Source organism: Bacteroidota bacterium, assembly GCA_020161395.1.
Classification (GTDB): Bacteria; Bacteroidota; Ignavibacteria; order Ignavibacteriales; family Ignavibacteriaceae; genus UTCHB3.
Genome location: JAIUOE010000015.1, coordinates 1 through 22904, shown reverse-complemented (window position 1 = coordinate 22904; position 22904 = coordinate 1). Strand labels below are relative to the sequence as shown.

The following is a 22904-nucleotide window of genomic DNA, read 5'->3' as shown; positions in this document are numbered from 1 at the left end:
AGAGGAAAACGGAAAGATTTTACTGTGTGGTTATTTGTGCAGTACCAGTTTTATGGTCTTTATCACATCATCAAATGTTGCGCGCAAAAAATAGATTCCGGAAGACAAGCCTCCACTTTGGAGAGAAAGAGAATGTTGCCCGGCGGTGACATCTGCACAGAACAGAGTCCTGATCAACAAACCGCGAATATCAAACAATTCCAGTTTCATTTCCCCTGCCCTCCCGAATTCAAAAACGATTTTTGTGGAATAAGTGAAAGGATTAGGAAAGGCAGTAACCCTCAGGTCGACTTTTTCATAGTTATCTTGTATCCCGTAGTTTTCTTCAGGATTTACACCCGTGGGATCAGCGGAGGCAAATCTTTTTTGTGCAATGCTGTAACCCCTTCCGTAGTTGTTGGAGGCTGAAATTCTAAATGAATTTAGCGCCACCACCTGTCTCGGACCGGTACTGCTCGAAGCCCTGTAGACCGATGAGTCCCGCAGTGTTGCTTCCCTTGCATCAATCAGGAAGAACGGAAACCGTGAAAAGACAATTGAAGAATCAGCATTAATAAATTTTGTTATGCCGTTTCCGTTGATGTAAATACCGTATGGAATCTGCGTTTTGAATATTGACCACAGTACAGATGCCATCCTGTTTTCATAATAATCGCTGCTTGCAAAAGTGAGTGACTGGGTTGAAAATCCCGGTAAAACCCTAAAACCCTCATTTAATGTCATCTTACCGCGGTACGCAGCATACGGATCACTGTTCAAATTGTCAGCAAAAGAAGTCGAGGCAAGTTTTGACATTTCACCGAAATAGAAAGATGGACATCTTGAGTTAATCAATTTTTGTCGAAGCAGATTACCAACCAAAGAAGTCGATGAAGTGATGTTTTTAATGGCTGTAAGGTCATCACCGGCAAAAATGAATGCCGAAGCTCCCTGTATTTTCTGATGGACCAGAGTATCAGTCTCGGATCCTGGAGTATAGAGTATCAGTTTAGCCAAGGGTGCAGAAGCTGCAACTTCGTTAAGAATCGAATTTGCATTTGCCTCATAGGCAGGATATGAGACAATCAAAACATCCGGAGTATTCGCCCTTGATACAAATGCAGACAGCGCAGCCAGCCACGAAGTTGCAATCCAGTTACTCCCCGTCAATGTCACATCTCCTGTCGGGACTTCAGATAATGTCGCATTAAATGCTTTTGCTGAGGCCGGTACAAAACTGATATTTTTACTGTTAAGATCATAAACCCAGTTTTTGGTAAGCTGCCGGGCGTGAAGATTTTCGAGTTCGTACAGATTTCCAGACGACCAGAGTCTTGTAAGGGAATCCGCCCGATAAATAGAAACAGAACCACTTCCCATCACCACCCCTTTTCCATCGGGTGAGATACAAAAAGCGGTTCTGTCATCCAAACCAACGCCTGTTACATTTTGAATTCCCTGCAATCCAAGTTTGAGAAGGACAGATGCCAGTCGCGCCTGCCGTCCTCTTTCGATAAAATGAGTATCAAAAATAACATCCGGAACCAGGCCGAGAAAGTTATCTTCGATGTTTGAAGTCTGTATGAAAGGATTTACAAGTGCATCATCGGGATAAAGCGAACCATATCTCGCCGAGAGTATAAATTTCCCGAGCACCATTGCTCCTGCGGAAGTGCCAGCTACAACTCCTCCCCGGGCATAAACCTGCTTTATGGCAGATTCAACAAGAGTACCTTTCCAGTAATTTATGTAATTGTACTGGTCGCCACCCTTGATAAAAACAGCAGATGCTGCGAGAATTGAATCTGCAACGGATTGTGTATTCGCTAATGTTCTGGAGTTTATTTTGAGATTGTATGAGGAACGGGAGCCCAGTGAACGGAAATAGTCGGGTATCCATGTTGTTTCGTCATTTACCGAAAGTACAACAACTGCACCTGAATCAGCTTTCTGAACTATCCATGAATAAGGTTCGCGATTCCAGTCATTTACACCCTCTCCACCACCACCCACAGCACAGATATATCCCTGAGAGAATAACTGAAGCGAAAACGCTATCACCAACAAAAACAACCGTTTAGCGCCTCTCATCTCATTCTCTCAGGGTAGCTTAAACTCTAAAATCTTAACCCGACGGAAATCCTCTGTACATTTGGAAGGATATCGTAAATGGAATAAGCATAATCAAATGAAACCACAGATTCTCCCAAAGGCAGGTTTGCTCCGGCTCCGAAAGTTATCTTTTCATCATCATAATTATATCTGTAACCGCCTCTCAGAAACACCCTGTCAAATACCGAGATCTCGGTACCAAAATTTACTCTTTCGAGGTTGTCATTCGGGTGTGTTACATCAAGGGCGGCACGCATCTTAACGAAATCAATTTTGAAGATGTCCATCGCTATACCAACCTGAAAGTGAAGCGGAAGCGAGAAATCCTCTGTGCCCAGCTTTGCTGGTGCAAGCCTCGAAAGCGGTATGTTCTCGTCCCTCAAGTAGGTAACATTCAGATCGGGTCCGTCAAATCTCATGTCAGGTCCAAAATTTGTCATGCTCATTGCAATGGTCAGATTTTGGAAATCGAGAGTATATTGAGTTCCGATGTCGAAAGCTATACCTGTTGCTGTCTCATTCCAGATTCTTTGAGATACATACTTGACTGTGATACCGGTTCTGAACCTGTCAGTTATAGCCCGGGAATAAGTCAAACCAAGAGCAATATCCTGTGCATCGTAAAACCGTCCTGTTCCGTTTGGTTTCTTTTCAGTCGTAATCTCTATTTTACCTGTTGAAAAAGAGATAAAATGAACACCCAAAACACCCGCATCACCTCCAAGTTTGTAGGCTCCGGCTGCAGCGTTCAGGTCGAATAACCCGAACCAGTTCAGATTCGTGAAATGGAAGTCAACATTGGAAACGCTTGAGAGTCCTGCCGGATTCCAAAATATGGATGAGGCATCATCGGTTAGAGCGATCGAAGCACCACCCATTGCCGCCTGTCTTGCTCCAAGTGGAATCTGCAGAAATTGTGCACCTGATGTCCCAAGATTGGAATATTGCGCAGCGAGTGTAAACGACATTAAGATTGAGATAAATATCAGTTTTTTCATTTTATGCTCCGTTGATCACTTGATTACGGCGAAGCGGTCGATGAACTCGCCTCCGCTGGTTTTTACTACATATATGTACATTCCGGCTGAAATCTCTCTTCCACCTTCGGAACGGAGATCCCACACCTCTGTACCGTTGGATGAAGAATGGTTAATGGTTTTAACCAGATCCGCATCAATGGTGAAGATGTGAATAGTACATTCAGGTGGCAGATTGATGAATTGTATCTGCCGTAACGGTTCACGCCGCAATTCACCAAACTCGGGTTCATACAATGATGAGACCACATACGGATTTGGTACAACTCTTATTTTGTTCAACGATGTATTGGCGACTTCGTTATTTACCACAGGGGCTCTGAATGTAAATGCATATTTGTCTTTTAGTGTCGGTGCCTTTGGTTTTACTGTCTCCAGAGAATAAAGATTGCCCGCCTGTGGAGGGTTGGCAGGATTAAATTCTATTCTGCCTCTCACACCACCAAATGTAAATGTTGACAGAGTGTAAACGGTATCAAACTTCACTATTGCTGAATTTGTTGAAGTGTCTTTTATCTCCAGTGAAACAAATCCCGCTCCACCTGTTCCGAATCCTCTGTTTTTCACTTCAACGAAATATAGAGTGGATTTCAGATTCACTTCATTTTCAAGTGAAAAACCGAGTGAAAAGATATCGGTCCCGCCTATTTTCGAAAGGGATTTTACGGCACCGGGTTTTGTCATACTGAATACAATACCATCAGAAGTTGCCTGAGTTTTCTCAAACAAAAACGGTCTTGGCTTAATCAGTGTATCATTATCCTTTGTGGCGTACACACCAAAACTGAGCGTAAGCAAGTCACCCTTTCTCGGTAAATACTCGGGAGCAGTACCGGGAGGTGTAACTATTCTTACCCTCAAACCAGTTCCGGGTACTGAAATTACCTGATTCGGGTTCGTCCAAACATAACTGTTGTCAGTTTTTATATCTTCACCGGTTGTGAGATTAACAAAATCGAATACAGTCGGCGACTTGAAGTAAACACCGTATTTTTCCGGTTTTGTGTTTGCCGAGTCAGTAATTACCGGTACGAGTTGTGTTTTCAGCACGCCTCTTTCTGTTCTGCTGACATAATTGAAGCCGACATTGTACTCGCCTGAAGCAAGTTTTACATCATCGACCGGCGTCACATTGAATACATAATTTGAAGTGCCTTTTCCGATTTGTCTGATATTATCAAGAGTAACCGGCGTTCTGCCTGCAGCCGATGAGACAGGGGTAAGACTGACAATGTTTAACTGATCAAGATTCTTCCCGAGCGGACTTTCGAGCGGCTCAAGAAGGGAATCACCTCTGTCGTAAGCCGTGATAGTGTACCAGTATTCAAAACCGTTAGTGACAGTGGAGTCGATAAAAGAGTATTGAATGCCCTTGTCTATACCAATTTCATTTGGTACATCGAATTCGGCTAATTTTGTCCAATGGATTCCTTTATCGATACTTCTGTAGAGTCTGTAACCTTCGAAATCATACTGACCTGAAAATGAATCAAATGACCTTTCTGCAGCATCATCCCAGTAAAGCATGGTTTTGTTGTCACTTGGGACACCCGAAAGTTTAGGAGTCACAGGTGGTTTTGCGATATCATAGTTAAACGAATGAATCACCTGTGCCTGAGCAAGGGCTGTTTTCAACTCATTCAAGTTCTCTCCTGCCACCAGAACAGTGTAAAACGAGAGTGTATCTCCCCTTTTAATGAAATATGGACCTGATGAGAAAGTGGTCAAAAGATCGAGACCGGAAGCAGGAATCGTGGAAACATCATCATAGTTCAGTGAGGTGTTGTTTCCGAGGTGGAAATACTTGTTTCTCAGATTTGAATTATACAGCGATGGTGCTGATGTCATTCGACCGAATAGAACAGAGTCGAGATCGGAGAGTTCATCATCATCATAGAGTGCATAATGGAAATCGGTAAGTCCCAGTTCACGCCCGTTCACTTTGGGAGTCTGTAGAAATGCAACTCCCATCATACCCGTTTTTCCATTTGGCCATTCTGCAGAAATACCGTCATCATAGAACCAGACAAAATTGTTGTTTTTGTCAAAGTCTATTTTATCGTCCGCATACTCCGGGTCACCACCCGAAACATTACCTACATCGATATCAGTATATAATGTAAAATAAAGACTGTCGTAGTCTTTTGGTCCATCGTTAATGATATCATACTTGAAAAAGAGGAGATTCTGAGCAAATTTAACTCCATACGCATAACCCGTTTGGGCAAGGGTGATGCCGAGAATCTGCTTTGTATTGTTGGAATCGTTATAAACGCAATATGAATCCTGATCCGATTTGAAGACCGGATTACCGTTTGCATCCTTCACGGGCCAACCCTTTACAGGATGCCACGAAGCAGGATTATCGGAGAATGCTATTCTGGCACCTTCATTATTGTGATAGCCGGCTGCAGCTTCCCACTCCTCATTGGTTGTGTATCTTCCCTGAATTACATTTCCGGGAATACCAACATATGGATTCATTCTATAGATGTAGTGTTTTCCGCTGTTGATCGGAAACTCACCAGAGGGACCCTGTGAAAGCCTTCTCGGATAGAGCTTTCCTCTGTTCTCGAAGAAGAGCCCGATAGCCGAAGCGTTATGCACACCTCCTGCTCTGTCGCGAATCGAGAGCACCGAATTATCTCCTCCATTAGCCTTCTTTGACTGAGAATTAAGCAGAGGTGTAGCAAGTAACAAGAACACAAAAATCAATACTGCTTTTCCTGCCATCGAAAATATGGGGTTTTTACTCATCAATTTATTCTGTCTTTCAATTTCCGTCATTTTTTCCGGTTTTATGAATTTTGATGTCATTTCTTTTGTAAATTTCATTGTTCAATCTCCCTCAGTTAAAATCTTAAAGTCGCCCCAAGACGGATTCGCCTCGGTGCCCCGTAGTTTGAAGGATCTTCCATATATTCTTTCGAGTGACCACCAACATATGTGAAGTCGGGCTCCCCTGTATCGGGATAAACATAAACGATGTTCCTGTTATCTGTCAGATTAAGAATCTCGGCAAAAAGACGAAGGCGGATATTATTGAATATCGTCACATCCTTTCCAATAAGCAGATCCATCGACCAGGTTGATGGCTGTCTGAGTGAATTCTTCACAACAAAACCGACATCTCTCCCTGAAGGTGTGTATGGATAACCAGAGGACCAGGAAAAGATGAATGAGAAATCCATATTCTCAAACCAGGGTGATCCAAACACCTTTGGACCTTCACCATTCGGTATGGTGAATGATGCTGTTCCGTTAATTACATGCGTTTTATCGAAATCCAGATAATATAAGAGGGTGGATTCAGAAGTGCCGGGGTACTGCTCAGTTTCTGAGGAAGCACTTCCCTTTGCAACTGAATATGTGTAAGTCAAGCCGCCCGAGAAGTATTTGTCGGGTCTGATGTCAAGATTTACTTCAAAACCTTTCATATTGGCATAATCCTCGTTCACATACAGGGTATAACCGACATATCTTCCCTCGGTAAACGGGAAGAAGTAGCGGGTTCCAATCAATCCGGTCACATCTTTATAATATGCAGTTACTGAAACGGCAGCCCGGTCAGAGAACTGATGCGAAACACCCACTTCATAAGCAATGGTGCGTTGAGCATCCAGATCAGGCTGACCAAACAGCGGCTCTCTCACCTGAATATCGTATTGTTTGTTTTGGAACAGGAACTGATACTCAGGATTCTGGAAGAAGTGCCCGTATGCGAAGTGGAGCTTTGTTTTATCGGAAATAGGATGGGCAATACCTATTCTTGGACTGAACTGCGAACGCGATTTAACTTTTACAACCGAAGCAGGATCAAGAGGATTAGCCCTGAATTCCACATTTGCATTCATAAAATCATAACGGAGTCCGAGGTTGATGACAAGATATGCAAGTTCAATTTTGTCCTGTACATAAGTGGCAATCTCGAAGGGCGATGTTGTATAATTGTTTTTATATGGGAAATTTCTCTTTGGGTCCTCGATACTGTAGAGCATCAGGTTATGAGTCTTGAACTGGGCACCAAACTTCACTTCATTATTATTATTTATCTGCCAGACCGCATCACCTTTAAAATCAAGTGTGGTCGTCCTGCTGTCCGTAAGCACGGTCGGATCAGCAAGTGCATAAAACTCAAAACCGTTTCCTGTATTTGACTGATAAACCCTTGAACTTACAGGGAGATACTGCGAAGTATCTTTGTCAAGTCCGGAATAAAATCCCTGATTGAAGTACGAGAATCTTATGTCGTAGAACAATGACTGGCTGACAGTATGTGTGGCAGTCAATGCAGATTGCCAACTGTCGGTCCGTCTCTTTAAATACTGCTCCGGTATATATTTATAGTCGTGATTGTAGCTCTGTCTCAACCCCCTGCTGCCTCTGTTCGAGATTGTCAACCTGAACTGTGGAATTGCTGTCAGAGTCAGTTTCGTGAAAAATGACTGGGCATTGTTATATCCAAATGGAAGATAACTTCCTTCATTCAACTGCTCGCCTGAAAGGAAAAATCTAAGTGCGTTTGGAATTATAGCCCCTTCAAGACTTCCGCTTATCCTCAATTCGTTCAATTTTGAATATCTTTCAACCCCAAAATTGGAAGACCGCACTTCCAGCTTTCCTGAAAACTTGTCAGCACCATCCCGGGTAACAATGTTTACAACTCCGCTGAGTGCATTCCCGTATTCCGCGTTAAATGTTCCTGAAAGAAGGCTCATCTCCTGTATCGCATCATTATTGATTTGGGTCGCCAGACCACCAAGTAACGGATCAGTAACATACATGCCATCAATCATGTATGCAACTTCGTTTGATCTCCCGCCTCTGATATGAAGATTGTTTCCGCTTCCCACCACACCTGCCTGCAGTGCGAGCAGATCACTAAAATTGCCGACGGGTAACAATTCAATTTCGTCCCGTCCAACCACGGAGATGGAACTTGTCAGATCTTTTTGGATAAGAGGAGTGTTCGCGGTAACAACCACTTCGTCAGTTGTCATGGAGACAGGTTTCAATTTGAAGTCGATGGTTGTGGTCTGATCAACCACAATCTTTACTCCCTCGAAGGTAAGATGCTCATACCCGACATAGGTGATTTTTATCCTGTAAACTCCCGGAGGAACATTCAGGATCACAAATCTGCCGTCCGTATCGGTCGAGGCTCCGAGTTTTGTTCCCTCTATTACGATGGTGGCTGCGATCAACGGCTCACCGGTGATGGCGTCCGTAACCCTTCCTGCCAGCTTACCGGTGATTCCGGCTTGTGCGACAGGGACTATAAACAATAGAAAAAGAATAAATCTTTTCATGATTTCCTCTTATTGGTTGATGAGGCGGCCTTGTTCAATTTCATTAAGTTTAAGCAACCAGTCCTTGGCTCTTTTTTTGTTAAGCCTTGCAGCTTCTGTGGTAAGAGCGTTAATAAGGACAGAAATGGCTGCGAAAGAATTGGTGTAAAGCATATTTTCCGATCTTACGGTAAGTGAAATATCGGAATACATTGCTGCTGGTGAGGTCGATTTGTTTGTAATCGAAATAACCTTGATGCCCCGCATTTTTGCGGATTTTGCAAGATCAATTGTTTCGACGGAGTATGGAGGGAAGGAGAAAACAATCAGTACACCTTTTTGTGATATAAAAAGGCTCTCTTCCTGAAATGAAGCCCAGCCATTTCTGAAATTGCGGGCTTTAATTCCGATCTGTGTGAGCTGATAACCCAACACTTCAGCCAGAAGATAAGATATTCCCATACCTGCCGTAAAAACTTCATCAGCACCCGAAAGGAGCGAAACAGCCGATGAGAATTTCTCCCGGTCTATCAAATGAAGTGTTTCGTTGATGTTTTTTATGTCGAGGTTGGCTACCTCTGTCAGGGTGTTTTTATCACCGTCTTCCATCTCTATCAGTGGAAAGAGGTCTTTGTTGCTGTTGATTTCTGTCTGTAGAAGTTCCGATATTTCATCTCTTATCTCTGAAAAACCCGAAAAACCAAGATTTTGGGCAAATCTTACTATCGAGGCAACGGAGACATGAGAACTCCCGGATATCTCCTGTACGCTCAAAAATGGTATCCGGTCAAAGTTAATCAGAAAAAAGTCGGCGATTTTCTTCTGATTCTTCGGCAGAGAGTTATACCTCTCCTCTATCAGCTCTTTTAACTGGCGGTAACGCATAGTCTTTGTTCGGAGGAGAAAGTGACGGGATCGGGATCCCGCCACTCTTCGCTCGTCACTCTTTACTTGCTTAAAATCATTTTGTTTGTTATAACGGTTGCCCCTGCTCTCAAAGTGTAGAAATAAACTCCACTTGAAAGTTTTGAGGCATCAAAATTGACCGACTGTCTGCCGGCATTCTGATATCCGTTTACAAGTTCTGCCACCTTATTACCAAGGAGATCATATACTGAAAGATTTACATTCGATGCCTGTGGTACATCAAAAACTATCTTCGTCGATGGATTGAAAGGATTTGGATAGTTCTGATACATCTTGTAATCAGTGATTGAAGCAACAGGAGTTTCATCCAAAATGCCTGTCAACTGGTTGTATTTTGCAGTTGCGGAGTCGATGTTTGCATTCATCTCCAAGGAATCGAGTCCGACAGCAATCGCTATGTACATAATGGTTGAATCATTTGGATTTGTTGCAACAGGAGAGGTTCCAAAAACTGCTGTTCCACCGTCAATACCTGCCCAATGGAAGTTTTCGTATTGACCGTCTGTCATCCATCTGGTAAGCGAGGTATCAACATTGTATCCTTCATACCATTCGAAGTTGTGGGCTGAAGGTACCTGAAGGTTTAATATTTTCAAACCGAAATAATTGGTCTTGCTGAAACTGAAAAGCCATTTTGCGGGGTCGTAGGTCATTATTTCGTTTCCATACGCACCTTCCACCTGAGGAATCATTTCAAGACCGAATCTTCCCTGATAAGCGGCAGTTTCCTGACTTTTTACTACATATTTAACAATGGCATAGCCTTTGTTTGCCCAGCCGTAAAGGTGAATATCAGCCTTCAGAAGTGGTGATTGATTTGAATAGTCACTGTTTATCCTCGAAGTGAGTTCCACATCTCCCCAGGTTGGGTTATCTACTGTATCGGGAAGTATTTCGTCATCAGCATCTTCGAGATAATCAAAGGTGGCGGTGTCCTGCATGTTATAAAGCAATGATGCACGATCCAACTGACGGACATATGCACCGTTGTTCATCATACCGATTCTCACTCTTCCGTAGGTACGGAGGGTAAGTTCGATCTTTCCTGACTGGTAAACGGCATTCTGTGCTGCAACATCAAAAAGCATGATTGCAACTAAAAAAGCAGAAAAAAGTAATGTTTTTTTCATGGGTAACTCCATTATTATGTTATTTAGATAAAACTTTTCTGGTCTTCATGTCATATCTGTCACCATCCATCAATAGATGCATCGTGATATCAGTGGCTGAAACCATTCCGTTTTTATTGTCTTTTTTTCTTTTACCTTTTGTCGGATCGATTACAAGAACCCCGCTCTCGCCCACCACTGTAAAATATCTCCCCTTGTCAACCAGAATTGCTGTTGATTCATCAATTCCGATTCCTGGAAGATTGTGTTCTATCGTTGTGGTAATAAGCCTGTTCTGTCTCTTTCTTACGAGGAAATGCTGGTCGATAATTACATCTGTCAAAAAGCCGAAGCCCTCTGTCGTTTCAACATTTTTAGCGTGAACCGTGAAAAAACTCAGTGTTGAGTCTTTCACTAACAATTCCTCACCCGTTATCATTACTTTACTCATTACGGCTGCCCCTGCGGAGGTGCCACCGATTATTCCACCATTGTTATAAATAGCTTTTATCTTGTCAAAAAATTTGCTCTTACCCACTTCTTTGAAAAGTTTTGCCTGATCACCACCTGAGAAAAAGACTCCGGTTACTCCGTCAAGTTCTGCAAGATTCTGAGGAGAATCAACTTCAGCTCTCCCAAAATAAAGAGCCTTCACATTTTTACATCCAAGCTTCACAAATTCGGTACTGTGATCCCAGGCTTCATCCTTGGGAACAGAACTTGCATTCGGTACTATCACGATTTTTGCATCATATCCACCGGCAAGTTCAATAAATTTCTTCATCATATATTCAGGACGCGATCCCCCGCCAATTATGAGGAGTTTTCCTTTCGGTTGCGGAAAAAGAACGAAACTGAATAACACACTTAAAATAAATAATTTTTTCATTTTTTTCTCACCAGATTTAATCCAATTTTTGCGGCTGCAATAAAATCGTCCATCAATACAAATTCATCATTTGCATGAGGATTTTGAGCTCCAATTCCGATATTAACCGAAGGAATACCAAGTCCGTTGAATGAATTGGCATCACTTCCCCCAAATGAGATTACCGGTTTTGCTTCCATCCCCGATTCTTCAATCGCCTTGTAGATCATTTTGTAAGCAAGGTGATCGGGTGAAAGTTCGTAGGGAGTAAAATCTTCATAAGTGTCAATCTTGATGGTTGCTCCGGCATTAAAAACTTCCGTACCAAAAGTATCCAACACCCTCTCAAGTTCTTCTTCAAGGCGGTCGGGCTTAAAGGAACGGACTTCACCGGTCAGAACAACCTTCTCCGGTACAACATTTACCGCAGTACCACCGGAGATTATACCGATGTTCATTGTGGTGTCCTCATCCAGCCGTCCCTGTTTCAGTTTTGAAATGGCGGCGGCTGCAATGGCTATGGCATTAATACCGGCTTCGGGGGCTATTCCTGAATGAGAAGCCTTTCCAAAGATTTCAATAGTAAAAGTTTTGGAACCCGGAGCTCTGAAAACAAACTTTCCGGGGAGATGTGATGAATCGAATACGAGACCTGCCTCCACCCACTTCGGAACCTGCAGATTTTTCGAACCACCGAGAGTGGTCTCTTCACATGTCGTGAAAACCACGGTAAAATCATCAATTTCAGAGTTGTTTTCAGCTATTTCCAATAAATAAAGAAGAATAGCCATCCCCTGACGGTTATCAGCACCCAGTATCGTTTTTCCATCGGAAGAAATCTTTCCTGTTTTCTCATCAATAACAACTTTTATTCCTGCCGTTGTTCGTGCTGTGTCCATGTGAGAGGTCAGCATCATCTTCCCCCCCTTGCCCCGCTTTATTATAATATTGCCGGTGTTGCTGCCCGTAGCGCTTCTGGAATTGTCTTCGGAAATCACAACCTGCTTGCCGGTGAGAAATTCTCTTACAAAATCGGCAACTGCCTTCTCGTTTTGAGATAATGCATCAATTTTTACGAGTGTCGTAAATATCTCGATCAGTCTGTTTTTGTCTATTGTAATCATTGTTTCATTTTTAGGAAAGATTGTAATGTTTATTTCAAGTTACGAAATAAATATTTCACAGTCAAGAGGTTTGGAATAATTTTTTCCATTAAACTGAAATTTTTTGAAAAATACTTGATCATTATTAATTCGAATTATTTTATTAAATTAAAGATAGAAAAAAATAATACTTGATTCTCTAATTAAGGCACAGAACCATCAAATTGGCAGGTTTAAACATGAAACTGATGTTTACCGGAATATTGCTTTGCCTCTTTACAAGCATGGCATATCCACAAAGCACTTTATTCAACACTCCTTTTCCTGATGATAACTTCAAACATCTTCATGGAGAAGTTGTTGACTTTGGTAATAACGAAATGTACGCCCTCTGGTCGAAATTCGAAACAACCGGCAGAATCCGGTTTTTTATGCGGAAAAGTACAGACGGAGGTAATCAGTGGCAGAATGAAGAAACCGTTTTTGATACTGTCATAAACGGGAGTATTGAAGATGCGTGGCGTGGAGCACATCTCATTAAAGGAAACAACAACAGATTGCTTCTTTTCATCAAGACGGGATCAAGCAGGCATACAATCTACAAGTATTCCGATGACGGTGGAGTTACCTGGACTCCAAACATTCGGATGACGATAGCGAATGGTACTTTCACAAGTCAGGCATACAGAATATTCTCAGTTGTCCACCTGGGTGAAGGGAGACTCATCCTGACAAGCTCCAACTCTACAAGTCTCACGGGTACCGTCAGAAGTACGGATAATGGTACCAGCTGGCAAAACTATGTATCCTTGGGATTTTCGCTGTTCATGAATCCGTCTCTTTTGAGTATCGGAAATGGCAGTTTCTATATGGCGGCTCAGCAAACTGCAGCCACATCAAGTAAAAGAATCTTTTTTGTAAAGTACATTTCCACAAATACCTGGCAGGATACTGTCATAGTACACGAAGATACCTCGGCATCTCTTGCTCTCCCCCGTTTGTTCAGAGACTCAAACAACGATATTTACATCTTCTTTTCAAAGACAGTAAAAGTTTTTGGGAAATACTCCCGCACCAATATCTTTTACTCCAAAAGCAGCGACGAGGGTGCAACATGGGGAAACCCGGTTCAGGTTACAAAATATCCCGGTGTTGATGCGAACCTGAACCTCAATTCACAATCCGTCAAACCCTTCATCACATTTTCTAGTGACAGGAACAACCCTCAAGGTGCTCAAAAATTGTTCTGGACAAATGCACTTGGACTCCAGGATAATTCAACTCCACCCGTTATTTACGACTATGAGGCAAATTCCGCTTCCGTAACTGCCGGAGATACGATTAAAATTAAAGTTTTTGCCGGTTCGGAATCCCCCGTCACAGAGGCAAAATTAACTGGTTACCTTAATGATATCCCCTACGACCTTCAGCTTTTCGATGACGGGAACCACAATGACTCGTTGCCGGGAGACAAGATATTTGGAAATTTCATAAAAGTTGCTCAAGAGGGTGATCTGCTAAGATATTCTGTCTCTGTACAAAATGCTTTTGGTACTTCAACCACTGCACAAAATATAATAGCGTGTCCTTACAGTGACCTCCCAAGCAGTGCAGAATTGAAAACAGGACGCCTGATTGTTCCGTTCGACTACAATGGTAATATTGCAGATGTTTCAACTCCATCGGGAGGCGGACTCAAATATGATTCAGTGTTAACTGTTTTCTCTCACGGGTTCCTTCTCTCGGGCTTTACCGGATCAAATGTTTGGGCTGCAGGTGAATTTAGTGCTTCAAGGATTCTGGATTTTAGAGCCGGTCTGGTTGGTTATCCTGCAAACGATCCCAGAAATGGAATATACAGGGTAGCACTTACCGATACCGCATTTGGTACTTCATGGCAAAGATGGAAAGGGGCTGTTTCACTCGGTGCAAAATACTGGGACGGAAACAACAATAATATATATGATCCTGTCGATTTGAATCAAAACGGAAGATGGGATCCGGATGAAGATATGCCGGAGATACTGGGAGAGGTTTCTTATTTCACCGTTTTTAATGACGGTGTACCCTCAGCTACAAGAAGATTTTTGGAGGAACCCAAGGGAATCGAAGTCAGACAAACCCTGTATGCGTTCCCGAATTCGGATGCCCCTGCAATGAGAGATGCGGTATTTATCAGATATGAAATAGTTAAAAAAGGGAACCTGTCACCTGAGATAGTTGACTTTATTCTCGGAATTCAAAGTGATCCCGACCTCGGTGAGGCGAATGACGACCTGGCAGCTACCGATACTTTAAGAAATTCCGTGGTGTGTTACAACGAATTTGCAGATCCCTTATTTGGAGATAATCCACCTGCTATCTACAATTCGATGCTTTTTGGAAATCCGGTCTACATCCCAGGAGTCAGTTTTACAGATATCAACAACAATGGCACTTATGAGAACGGTATCGATATCCCGCTTGATACCGCTATGCTTCCATTGGGAAAACCATTTGAAAATCTCCTTTTCCCCGGTGCAATAAACAGTGGAATGAATGTGTCTCAACACTATATGCAGTCGCACCCGACGCATGGTGATCCAAATACTCCTGCGGAAGTAAGAAACTACCATACGGGCAAAGACAAAGTCGGGCAATATTTCGACCCTTGCACCTGGACATTCGGTGATGTAAGAGGAGGTGTTGACTGCACTAAAATCAATCCGCTTTTTGTCTACTCGGGTGATCCTGTCTTGAACAGAGGATGGATAAACAATACGGGGGTTGATCAGAGAACTACTGTTGCTAGCTACCCTGTTCTCTTAAACGATCAAACGACACTTACCTGGCACACCGCTATAATTGTCGGAAGAGGAAATTCTCCTCTCAACTCAATCAATGTCACAAAAGCAAATGTAGATACCATCTTTTCCAGAATGGGAGCAAAATACAATCCTAATCCTGTCTCTGTAAAAGAACCTGGCACAGAAATCCCGAACGAGTATGAGTTATCCCAAAACTATCCGAATCCCTTCAACCCGAATACAAAAATCAACTTCAGTATACCTGAAAATGCACGGGTATCATTAAAAATATATGATAACACCGGTGCTCTGGTAAAAACTCTTTTAAATGAAGAGTTGAGCCCCGGTAAACATTCGGTATCATTTGACGCAGGCAAACTTGCAAGCGGTGTATATTTTTACAGGCTTGAATCAGAAAAATTCACTCAAACCCGTAAAATGCTTCTCCTGAAGTAGGAAAGAGCTTCAGAACCTCAGAACTCCGGAACCGCAGAAAATGCAGTTCCGGGTTCTGATTTGAATTCAGCCTTCAAACTTCATACTTCATTTATTCAGCCCTCTAACTTTCGGCCTTCAAAAACTCATAATTCATAAATCACAACTAATAACTAAAAAAGTCCTTCAATCGAAAGGTATCTTTCACCTGTATCATAGTTGAATGTCAGGATTTTCGAGCCGGCAGGAATTTCGGGAAGTTTTTTCGCAACCGCTGCCAGTGAAGCACCGGAGGAGACACCAATAAAGAGCCCCTCCTCTGAGGCGGAGCGTTGGGCAAATGTGTACGCTTCATCTTTACCGACCTGAATAACTCCATCAAGAATCGGGAAATTAAGGATAGCAGGTACAAATCCGGCACCAATTCCCTGAAGCGGGTGAGGTGATGGTTTCCCGCCTGAAAGAACGGGTGAAAGTTCGGGTTCAACTGCATATACCCTGAGATTCGGGTATTTCTCTTTCAGTATTTCAGCTACGCCTGTTATGTGACCTCCCGTTCCCACTCCTGTGATTATGTAATCCAATCCTTCCGGAAAATCATTCAGTATCTCGAGGGCAGTGGTTTTTCTGTGAATTTCGCTGTTTGCTTCATTTTCAAATTGCTGTGGCATCCATGCATTTGGATTGGCAGCTACGAGTTCTTTCGCTTTCTCGATTGCACCCGTCATCCCCTTCTCTCTGGGAGTTAGTTCAAATTTTGCACCATAAGCCGACATGATTTTTCTTCTCTCAATCGACATCGATTCTGGCATGACCAGCACAAGTTCGTAACCTTTTACTGTAGCTACCATTGCGAGTCCGATTCCCGTGTTTCCCGAAGTGGGCTCAATTATTACACTTCCCTTTTTCAGGAATCTCCTTTTTTCTGCATTCTCTATCATTGCAAGAGCAATTCTGTCTTTGATGCTGCCGCCTGGATTCGCTTTTTCAAGTTTTATCCAGACTTCATGATCACTTCCGAATAATTTATTCAGTTTTACATGAGGTGTGTTGCCAATTGTCTCAAGAATATTATTATATCTCATTTTATTCTCCATTATTTACAGTTAAATTACAAAATCAAGAACGGGATCGTGCTTCCCGTTATATTTAAGTCTTACTTCACTTTTGTGAAGAACGACAGAATCAGGCGGGACGCTCTCAGTAACCCATGCGTTACCACCCACAACACTGTTTCTGCCAATAACAGTTTCTCCGCCAAGAATTACCGCCTGCGCATAGATAATTACATCGTCCTCTATGGTCGGATGCCTCTTTTGGCTTGCGAGTGATTTATCAACACTGACAGCACCAAGTGTAACACCTTGATAAATTTTGACACGGGAGCCAATTACAGTAGTCTCACCGATTACAATTCCGGTACCGTGATCGATGCAGAATGACTCTCCTATCTCGGCACCCGGATGAATGTCTATTCCCGACCTCTCGTGTGCATACTCGGAAAGTATTCTCGGAATTACAGGCACGCCCAAAAGGTAAAGTTCGTGGGACAGCCTGTAGATAGTAATGGCAAAAAAGCCGGGATACGCCAGAATGACCTCATCCTGATTTTTTGCAGCAGGATCACCGTTAAATATGGCTTCTGCATCCTTGTCCAGTTTTCTTATGATTTGGGGCAGCTCCGATGCAAACTGATCGACGGTCTGATCGACCTCCCTTTTATCTTCAATCACTGACCCGACAAGCTTCTTTAAATCATACATCAAAAGTATGGCAGCCGATTCTATCTCCTCAATTTTCTCGAATGATTTTTCGGAGTATTGGGGGAAAGCCAGCTTTAAAAATTTGTCAATGAATTTTCTGCTCTCATCCTTAAGCGGCAGCATGCATTGATGATCTTCATATTTTTTTATCACTTGAGAGGCAAACTCTCGAATCGCTTTGTTCATTTGTTGCTCGATATATGCCTTGAAGGCAATTTATTGTAGAATTTTTTATTTTAAATGGGAGATGGTGCCGTTGTGGCTTAGCAGCCGCAACAACAACAGAGACAGCAACAACAGTTGCAGGCGGAACGGGTGAAGACACCGGTAAGTGCTTCAGGATGAATGGGGTAAAATTCTTTTATCATTATAAAATATAAACACAGGAATCGAAATACGGGTTCCCAAAATCTCCTTTTTTCTTTTTTCTTTTTGAGGTCCTGTCAAATTTATCTAAATATTGATTCCATCAAAAAAAATCGTATGTTTGAAATCGTTATTTTCTCAGTTAGAATGATACTAAAATGAGTTATCACACAATCGCATTTAAGAACAAACTTTCAGCGCTCCACCGGAAAGAGCTTGAAAGGATTTTTTTCTTCAATCTGAACCAGTCATTTCATCTCGATAAAATCCAACAAACCATCGAATCTGACGGATTAATAAGCATTATCGAAGAAAAGGATTATCTTAAACTTCAATTTGAGAATAATGAAACTGAATCGCTTTTTGCCCTCGACAGTGAAAAAAGCGATGCCGCTCTTCTCGGTGTCATCTGTTACAAGTTTTTTAACGACAAATGCCATATTCTCCACATTGCTGTCGACCCTGATTGTGCAACAAAAGGTCATTTTGAATCTGAACTGCTCACCTTCAGACTCGTTGAAAAAGTCAGAAAAATCGCTTCAGACAAAAGGGTGGAGAGCATAATTCTTCCGTACACAGGCAAGGAAATTAAAATAAAGCAAAAAATTATCGACATTCTGGAATAATATATGAACATTGAAGAGTTTATTAAAAATTTTGAATCTGCTGTAGAGAGTGCCGAACCAGGGTCGTTGGCTTCGGATTCTGAATTCAGGGTGGTAATTCCCGGGTGGGACTCACTCGCAGCACTCTCGGTACTCGCAATGATCGATGCCGAATACGATGTTACTATCAAGGCTAACGATTTTATCGCCTGCGATAAAATCAGTGATGTTTACAATCTGATCTCCCGGCTAAAACAATAGTGTAATAAATGGCTTTCTGCACTATTAATGATGTGAAAATTTCCGCGATGGCTGTGGCACTTCCGCAGTCGAGGGAAAGCAACTTTGACCTTCCTTTCGGGGCGGAAGTAAACGCAAAACTTGTATCAACCACCGGAATTGAGACAAAATATATCGCCCCTCCTGAAATCTGTGCATCCGACCTTTGCTTCGCAGCAGCAGAAAAACTTTTAGCTGACAACAATATTCAAAGAGAGAGCATCGACCTCCTGATCTTTCAGACTCAAACACCCGACTACATCATTCCCTTCACCTCCGCAATTTTACAAAACAAACTTGGACTGAGCACTTCAACAATCTGTTTCGATATGAATATGGGCTGTTCAGGTTTTGTGTATGCACTTTTTGTCGCTTCCTCCATTCTCCAAAACGGGAAAGCAAAAAGGGCGCTTGTCCTGTCGGGTGATGTCCTTTCACACCGGATATCAAAAAGCGACCGTACGACACGGACAATTTTTGGTGATGCCGGTTCAGCGACACTTCTTGAATTCTGTGAGAACAGGGAAAGTCTTTGGGCATTGAACACTGACGGGAGCGGATACGACTCTATTATCATTCGGGGTGGCGGAGCAAGAAATCCCGTAACTCCCGACTCCTTCATCGAAAAACCACATCCTAAAGGTTCTGCTGTTAAGGAAACGGAGCTTTTTCTTAGTGGAATGGACATCTTTAATTTTTCAATTTCACTCGTTCCCAGGGTAATCAACGATTTCATCTGGAACTTTAAGATTAACAAAGATGAAGTAGACTTCTTTCTCTTTCATCAGGCAAACCTGATGATAAACCGAATCATTGCCAAAAAACTCGGCATAAACGAAGAGAAAATGCCTCTTTCCCTGAAAGATTACGGCAACACTTCATCTGTTTCAATACCCCTTACCGCCATTACACAGGTCAGGAAGGAAATAGAACAGGGAAAATCGAAGGTATTTATGAGTGGTTTCGGAACAGGCTTGTCGTGTGCTTCATGCCTTACGGACATTTCAGGGATAAAATTGTCAGAACCGGTATTTATTTAACGCTTCACAGCAGGATTCAGTCCCCCTTGTTTAGTACTCTTTGGTATGCTTCAATCATTATTTCAGCATTCTTTCGGATATCGTAGTTGTCCTCCACTCGTTTTCGGGCTGCCCGTCCCGCATTTTCTCTCAACTTATGATCAACAACAAGCTTAACCAGAATGTCAGCAAGGGCTTTATGGTCCATTACCGGTGTGAGGAATCCCGAGATACCATCCTCTACCAGATGCTGGAGTCCGCCGGTTTTGGAAACAATACAAGGTACACCGCATGCCATTGCTTCTACTGTTGAGACACCGAAAGTCTCCTCAATCACCGTCGGGTAAACCTCGATATCCAGATTCTGATGCACAGCAGAAAGTGCATCCTGCATTACATAACCGTTAAATCGTGTCTGCTCCCCTATCCCAAGATCGTTAGCAAGAGCTGTTAACCTCTCCTTGTCACTCCCCTCACCCGTTAATTCGAGTTCAAGTGAATATTCGGGTAACTGTGATTTAACCGATGCAAACGCACGGAATAAATATTCCTGTCCGTAGGTGGAGGAAAGGGTTTTTACTGTTCCGATTCTGACGGTATTCCCCATATTTTGATTGAGGGAGGGAGAAAATTTCGAAATATCCACACCGAACGGAGTAATCACTATCCCCTTATTTGTGTATTTTCGGGTGATATCAGCCATGAACTCACTTGTTGAAAAAACCAGATTCGCTCGGGAAAGAGAATACTCGATTATTTTTCTGTGGAGAGGTGACTTTTTCGGAAAACTCACTACATCACTCCCCCAGACGGAAACAAAAAATGGCTTCCTGCCTGCGAGTGCACCAAGCAGTCCGTAACTTGAAGCATAATGTGCGTGCACGATGTCCGGTTTGATTTTTCGAATCAAATCTCTCAGCCGTTTCAACTCGAAGAAATAGCCTGCTTTTTTAATGGATGTTTCACCAGCCGAAGCTGTGTCTCCGGCAATATTCCCCGGGTGAAGTGTTACATTCCTGAACTCCTCCCCTGCCTGAGTAAGCCCGAAAACATGAACTTCAAACCCGTTGTCTGAAAGAATTTCAGCCCATTTTTTTGTGTGTGCAGAACGGAGGTCTGCGAGCATCAGAAGTTTATTGTTTTTCAATATTGCTGCCGACAAGCCTGACATCCAATTGCTGAAAAGGTATCTCTATACCATGCTCCTTCAATTTCTGCCAGATTGCAAAATTTATCTCTGAACGGAGAATCCCGGCACGAGACATGTAATCTTCGGTCCACACCATCAAATCAAAATTGATGGAACTTGCACCGAATTCCTTAAAGAGTACCTTTGGTGCAGGATCCTTCAAGACGCCGGGATGGGCTTCTGCAACTTCCATCAACAGCCTTTCCACCTCTTCGGGATTGCTGCCATAGGAAACTCCTACGGGATTGTGAATCCTTACTTTTTTGTCGGAATATGTCCAGTTGGTTACATTGGAACTGATAAATTTCGAGTTGGGCACAATTATACTGACATTATCGTTACTTTGAATCACTGTAGCACGGGGAGCAATCTTCATTACACTTCCCTCGATGCCATCGACTACAATTCTGTCTCCCACTTTGATGGGACGCTCGAACATGATGATGATACCGGCAACAAACTCGGTTATCGCATTCTGTAAACCAAGACCAACACCTATGCCAAGTGCTCCAGCAACCACAACAAAACTGCTCAGGTCAATTCCCGAACTTTGAACAATTACCAGAAAACCAATTGTTACTATAAGATACCTGAGCATTTGCGCTATTGCAATGCTAACACCATACTCAATCTCGAATCGGGGAAATATCCTCTTTACGAGCCAGTTCTTGAATCTTCCCGAAACCCATACAACCAGTATCATTAAGACCAAAATATAGAGAACTGTCTCTACATGAAAATTGATGTTTTTTATTGTAAACAACTTGTAGTTTAAGATATCAAATATTATCCGCTGTGCTTCTGTCATTCCTTCTCCGGTAATAAAATCCTCAGAATTAAAACATAAATTTAACCATTTTTCGAGTTATTTCTTTAAAGTGTAAAATTTGTGACTGACACACTTGCTTTTTATTCAAATATTTTTAATAATTCCGTGTAGTCTTAATTTTTTTAATATCACAGAGGTTGTGATTCATTTCCGTTGAAAAGCGGTGTTCATAAACCTGACAAACAATTTTCAAGTGAGGTATTCTGTGAAGATTAATCTTAACCGGTTCAGAGTTACCGGTCCAGGCAAATTCAAACTTTCCAATCACCCCGCCAATTATACAGCAAAATTGAAATCAAAAGAGGATGCTAAAACCGACCTCGAAACTAATGTCAAACTTATGGCGGAGATGCAGGATATGATGTATGCCCACGACAAGTGGGGTCTTCTTATTCTTTTCCAGGCAATGGACGCTGCGGGTAAAGACGGCGCTATCAAACATGTAATGAGCGGAGTAAATCCTCAGGGCACTCAGGTATTCAGCTTTAAACAGCCCTCCGCTGAAGAACTCGACCACGATTATCTTTGGAGATATACCAAATCACTCCCTGAGAGAGGAAGAATCGGCATATTCAACCGCTCCTACTATGAGGAAGTGTTGGTGGTGAAGGTGCATAACCTCCTGGCTGCCGAGAAACTCCCCGATCCGGTTATGAATGCCAATATCTGGAAGGAACGATACCGCCAAATCAGAAATTTCGAACAATATCTAAACGACAATGGAATAAAAGTTCTGAAATTCTTTCTTAATGTATCAAAAGTGGAACAAAAAAACAGATTCCTCGGAAGAATTGAAAATCCCGCCAAAAACTGGAAATTCTCCTCCTCCGATCTTAAGGAACGAGGATACTGGGATCAATACCAAAAAGCATACGAGGAAGCCATCGCAAACACTTCCACCAAATATGCGCCCTGGCATATTATTCCGGCTGATAAAAAATGGTTTGCAAGACTTGTAATATCGGAAATTATCGTCGAAAAACTGAAAGAACTGAAAGTCCATTACCCCATCATCTCAGACGAACACAGAGCAAACCTCCAAACCTACAAGGAAGCATTGATGGCGGAAGAGTAGGTTTTAGTTATGAGAAGGTATGTTTAAAAAGTTAATTTAAAATAATAAGGGGCATCCTCGCTGCATATTACTAAAATTCAGTAATTTGTGTATCATTAAACAACCAACACAAACAGTCAAAAGGATGCCCAAAAT

Annotated in this window: 17 protein-coding genes; 5 read left to right on the top strand and 12 right to left on the bottom strand. The window is 42.4% G+C overall.

Translation table 11 applies throughout. The features are described 5' to 3' along the window. Positions 1-30: 30 nt before the first annotated feature. The 8 genes from LCH52_16090 to LCH52_16055 form a co-directional block, all read right to left on the bottom strand. Positions 31-2070 carry a Type 1 glutamine amidotransferase-like domain-containing protein gene (locus LCH52_16090; GenBank protein ID MCA0390010.1) on the bottom strand — a complete coding sequence of 680 codons (2040 nt, stop codon included), beginning with the start codon at positions 2068-2070 and terminating at the stop codon, positions 31-33. Positions 2071-2096: 26 nt separating this feature from the next. Continuing rightward, a complete protein-coding gene (locus LCH52_16085) occupies positions 2097-3089 on the bottom strand; it encodes a PorV/PorQ family protein (protein ID MCA0390009.1) in 993 nt (330 codons plus the stop codon). Between the two features lie 15 nt (positions 3090-3104). Then, positions 3105-5963 (bottom strand): hypothetical protein, encoded by a 2859-nt coding sequence (locus LCH52_16080; GenBank protein MCA0390008.1) that lies wholly within the window; start codon positions 5961-5963, stop codon positions 3105-3107. Between the two features lie 17 nt (positions 5964-5980). After that, positions 5981-8437, bottom strand: a complete 2457-nt coding sequence (locus LCH52_16075) for a TonB-dependent receptor (GenBank protein MCA0390007.1) — start codon at positions 8435-8437, stop codon at positions 5981-5983. 9 nt (positions 8438-8446) lie between these two features. After that, positions 8447-9301: a MurR/RpiR family transcriptional regulator gene (locus LCH52_16070; protein MCA0390006.1), complete on the bottom strand. Its 855-nt coding sequence runs from the start codon at positions 9299-9301 to the stop codon at positions 8447-8449. Positions 9302-9363: 62 nt separating this feature from the next. Continuing rightward, the gene (locus tag LCH52_16065) at positions 9364-10473 is read right to left on the bottom strand and encodes a T9SS type A sorting domain-containing protein (protein ID MCA0390005.1); all 1110 of its coding nucleotides are present in this window, start codon (positions 10471-10473) and stop codon (positions 9364-9366) included. 19 nt (positions 10474-10492) lie between these two features. Continuing rightward, positions 10493-11341 carry a cyanophycinase gene (locus tag LCH52_16060; protein ID MCA0390004.1) on the bottom strand — a complete coding sequence of 283 codons (849 nt, stop codon included), beginning with the start codon at positions 11339-11341 and terminating at the stop codon, positions 10493-10495. Then, positions 11338-12444, bottom strand: a complete 1107-nt coding sequence (locus tag LCH52_16055; GenBank protein MCA0390003.1) for a M20/M25/M40 family metallo-hydrolase — start codon at positions 12442-12444, stop codon at positions 11338-11340. The genes LCH52_16060 and LCH52_16055 overlap by 4 nt, the downstream gene beginning before the upstream one ends. Positions 12445-12662: 218 nt before the next feature. Here LCH52_16055 and LCH52_16050 point away from each other — a divergent pair, with 218 nt between their 5' ends. Then, positions 12663-15665 carry an exo-alpha-sialidase gene (locus LCH52_16050; protein MCA0390002.1) on the top strand — a complete coding sequence of 1001 codons (3003 nt, stop codon included), beginning with the start codon at positions 12663-12665 and terminating at the stop codon, positions 15663-15665. Positions 15666-15817: 152 nt separating this feature from the next. Here LCH52_16050 and cysK read toward each other — a convergent pair whose 3' ends face one another. Together cysK and LCH52_16040 are read right to left on the bottom strand one after the other, a co-directional pair. Beyond that, complete coding sequence (cysK, locus tag LCH52_16045; protein ID MCA0390001.1) at positions 15818-16729, bottom strand: cysteine synthase A; 912 nt, start codon at positions 16727-16729, stop codon at positions 15818-15820. Positions 16730-16750: 21 nt separating this feature from the next. Next, entirely contained in the window at positions 16751-17593 is an 843-nt protein-coding gene (locus LCH52_16040) for a serine acetyltransferase (GenBank protein MCA0390000.1), read from the bottom strand. 338 nt (positions 17594-17931) lie between these two features. Between LCH52_16040 and LCH52_16035 the strand changes: the two genes are divergently transcribed. The 3 genes from LCH52_16035 to LCH52_16025 are packed head-to-tail and all read left to right on the top strand — an operon-like array spanning position 17932 to position 19697. Further along, on the top strand, positions 17932-18399 hold the full coding sequence (locus LCH52_16035; GenBank protein ID MCA0389999.1) for a hypothetical protein: 468 nt from the start codon (positions 17932-17934) through the stop codon (positions 18397-18399). 3 nt (positions 18400-18402) lie between these two features. Beyond that, positions 18403-18639 (top strand): phosphopantetheine-binding protein, encoded by a 237-nt coding sequence (locus LCH52_16030; GenBank protein ID MCA0389998.1) that lies wholly within the window; start codon positions 18403-18405, stop codon positions 18637-18639. 8 nt (positions 18640-18647) lie between these two features. Further along, positions 18648-19697, top strand: coding sequence for a ketoacyl-ACP synthase III (locus LCH52_16025; protein ID MCA0389997.1), 1050 nt, complete (start codon positions 18648-18650; stop codon positions 19695-19697). A 16-nt stretch (positions 19698-19713) separates the two neighbouring features. On the opposite strand, the gene LCH52_16020 is transcribed toward LCH52_16025, so the two are convergent. Both LCH52_16020 and LCH52_16015 read right to left on the bottom strand, forming a co-directional pair. After that, the gene (locus tag LCH52_16020; protein ID MCA0389996.1) at positions 19714-20823 is read right to left on the bottom strand and encodes a glycosyltransferase; all 1110 of its coding nucleotides are present in this window, start codon (positions 20821-20823) and stop codon (positions 19714-19716) included. Further along, positions 20810-21673 (bottom strand): mechanosensitive ion channel, encoded by an 864-nt coding sequence (locus tag LCH52_16015; GenBank protein MCA0389995.1) that lies wholly within the window; start codon positions 21671-21673, stop codon positions 20810-20812. The genes LCH52_16020 and LCH52_16015 overlap by 14 nt, the downstream gene beginning before the upstream one ends. Before the next feature lie 232 nt (positions 21674-21905). Here LCH52_16015 and LCH52_16010 point away from each other — a divergent pair, with 232 nt between their 5' ends. Beyond that, on the top strand, positions 21906-22769 hold the full coding sequence (locus LCH52_16010) for a polyphosphate kinase 2 family protein (GenBank protein ID MCA0389994.1): 864 nt from the start codon (positions 21906-21908) through the stop codon (positions 22767-22769). Positions 22770-22904: the final 135 nt, after the last annotated feature.

Bases quoted from the DNA above. Each gene is read 5' to 3' on its own strand.
- LCH52_16090 (MCA0390010.1), bottom strand. From the start codon at position 2,070: ATGAGAGGCGCTAAACGGTTGTTTTTGTTGGTGATAGCGTTTTCGCTT.
- LCH52_16085 (MCA0390009.1), bottom strand. From the start codon at position 3,089: ATGAAAAAACTGATATTTATCTCAATCTTAATGTCGTTTACACTCGCT.
- LCH52_16080 (MCA0390008.1), bottom strand. From the start codon at position 5,963: ATGAAATTTACAAAAGAAATGACATCAAAATTCATAAAACCGGAAAAA.
- LCH52_16075 (MCA0390007.1), bottom strand. From the start codon at position 8,437: ATGAAAAGATTTATTCTTTTTCTATTGTTTATAGTCCCTGTCGCACAA.
- LCH52_16070 (MCA0390006.1), bottom strand. From the start codon at position 9,301: ATGCGTTACCGCCAGTTAAAAGAGCTGATAGAGGAGAGGTATAACTCT.
- LCH52_16065 (MCA0390005.1), bottom strand. From the start codon at position 10,473: ATGAAAAAAACATTACTTTTTTCTGCTTTTTTAGTTGCAATCATGCTT.
- LCH52_16060 (MCA0390004.1), bottom strand. From the start codon at position 11,341: ATGAAAAAATTATTTATTTTAAGTGTGTTATTCAGTTTCGTTCTTTTT.
- LCH52_16055 (MCA0390003.1), bottom strand. From the start codon at position 12,444: ATGATTACAATAGACAAAAACAGACTGATCGAGATATTTACGACACTC.
- LCH52_16050 (MCA0390002.1), top strand. From the start codon at position 12,663: ATGAAACTGATGTTTACCGGAATATTGCTTTGCCTCTTTACAAGCATG.
- cysK (MCA0390001.1), bottom strand. From the start codon at position 16,729: ATGAGATATAATAATATTCTTGAGACAATTGGCAACACACCTCATGTA.
- LCH52_16040 (MCA0390000.1), bottom strand. From the start codon at position 17,593: ATGAACAAAGCGATTCGAGAGTTTGCCTCTCAAGTGATAAAAAAATAT.
- LCH52_16035 (MCA0389999.1), top strand. From the start codon at position 17,932: ATGAGTTATCACACAATCGCATTTAAGAACAAACTTTCAGCGCTCCAC.
- LCH52_16030 (MCA0389998.1), top strand. From the start codon at position 18,403: ATGAACATTGAAGAGTTTATTAAAAATTTTGAATCTGCTGTAGAGAGT.
- LCH52_16025 (MCA0389997.1), top strand. From the start codon at position 18,648: ATGGCTTTCTGCACTATTAATGATGTGAAAATTTCCGCGATGGCTGTG.
- LCH52_16015 (MCA0389995.1), bottom strand. From the start codon at position 21,673: ATGACAGAAGCACAGCGGATAATATTTGATATCTTAAACTACAAGTTG.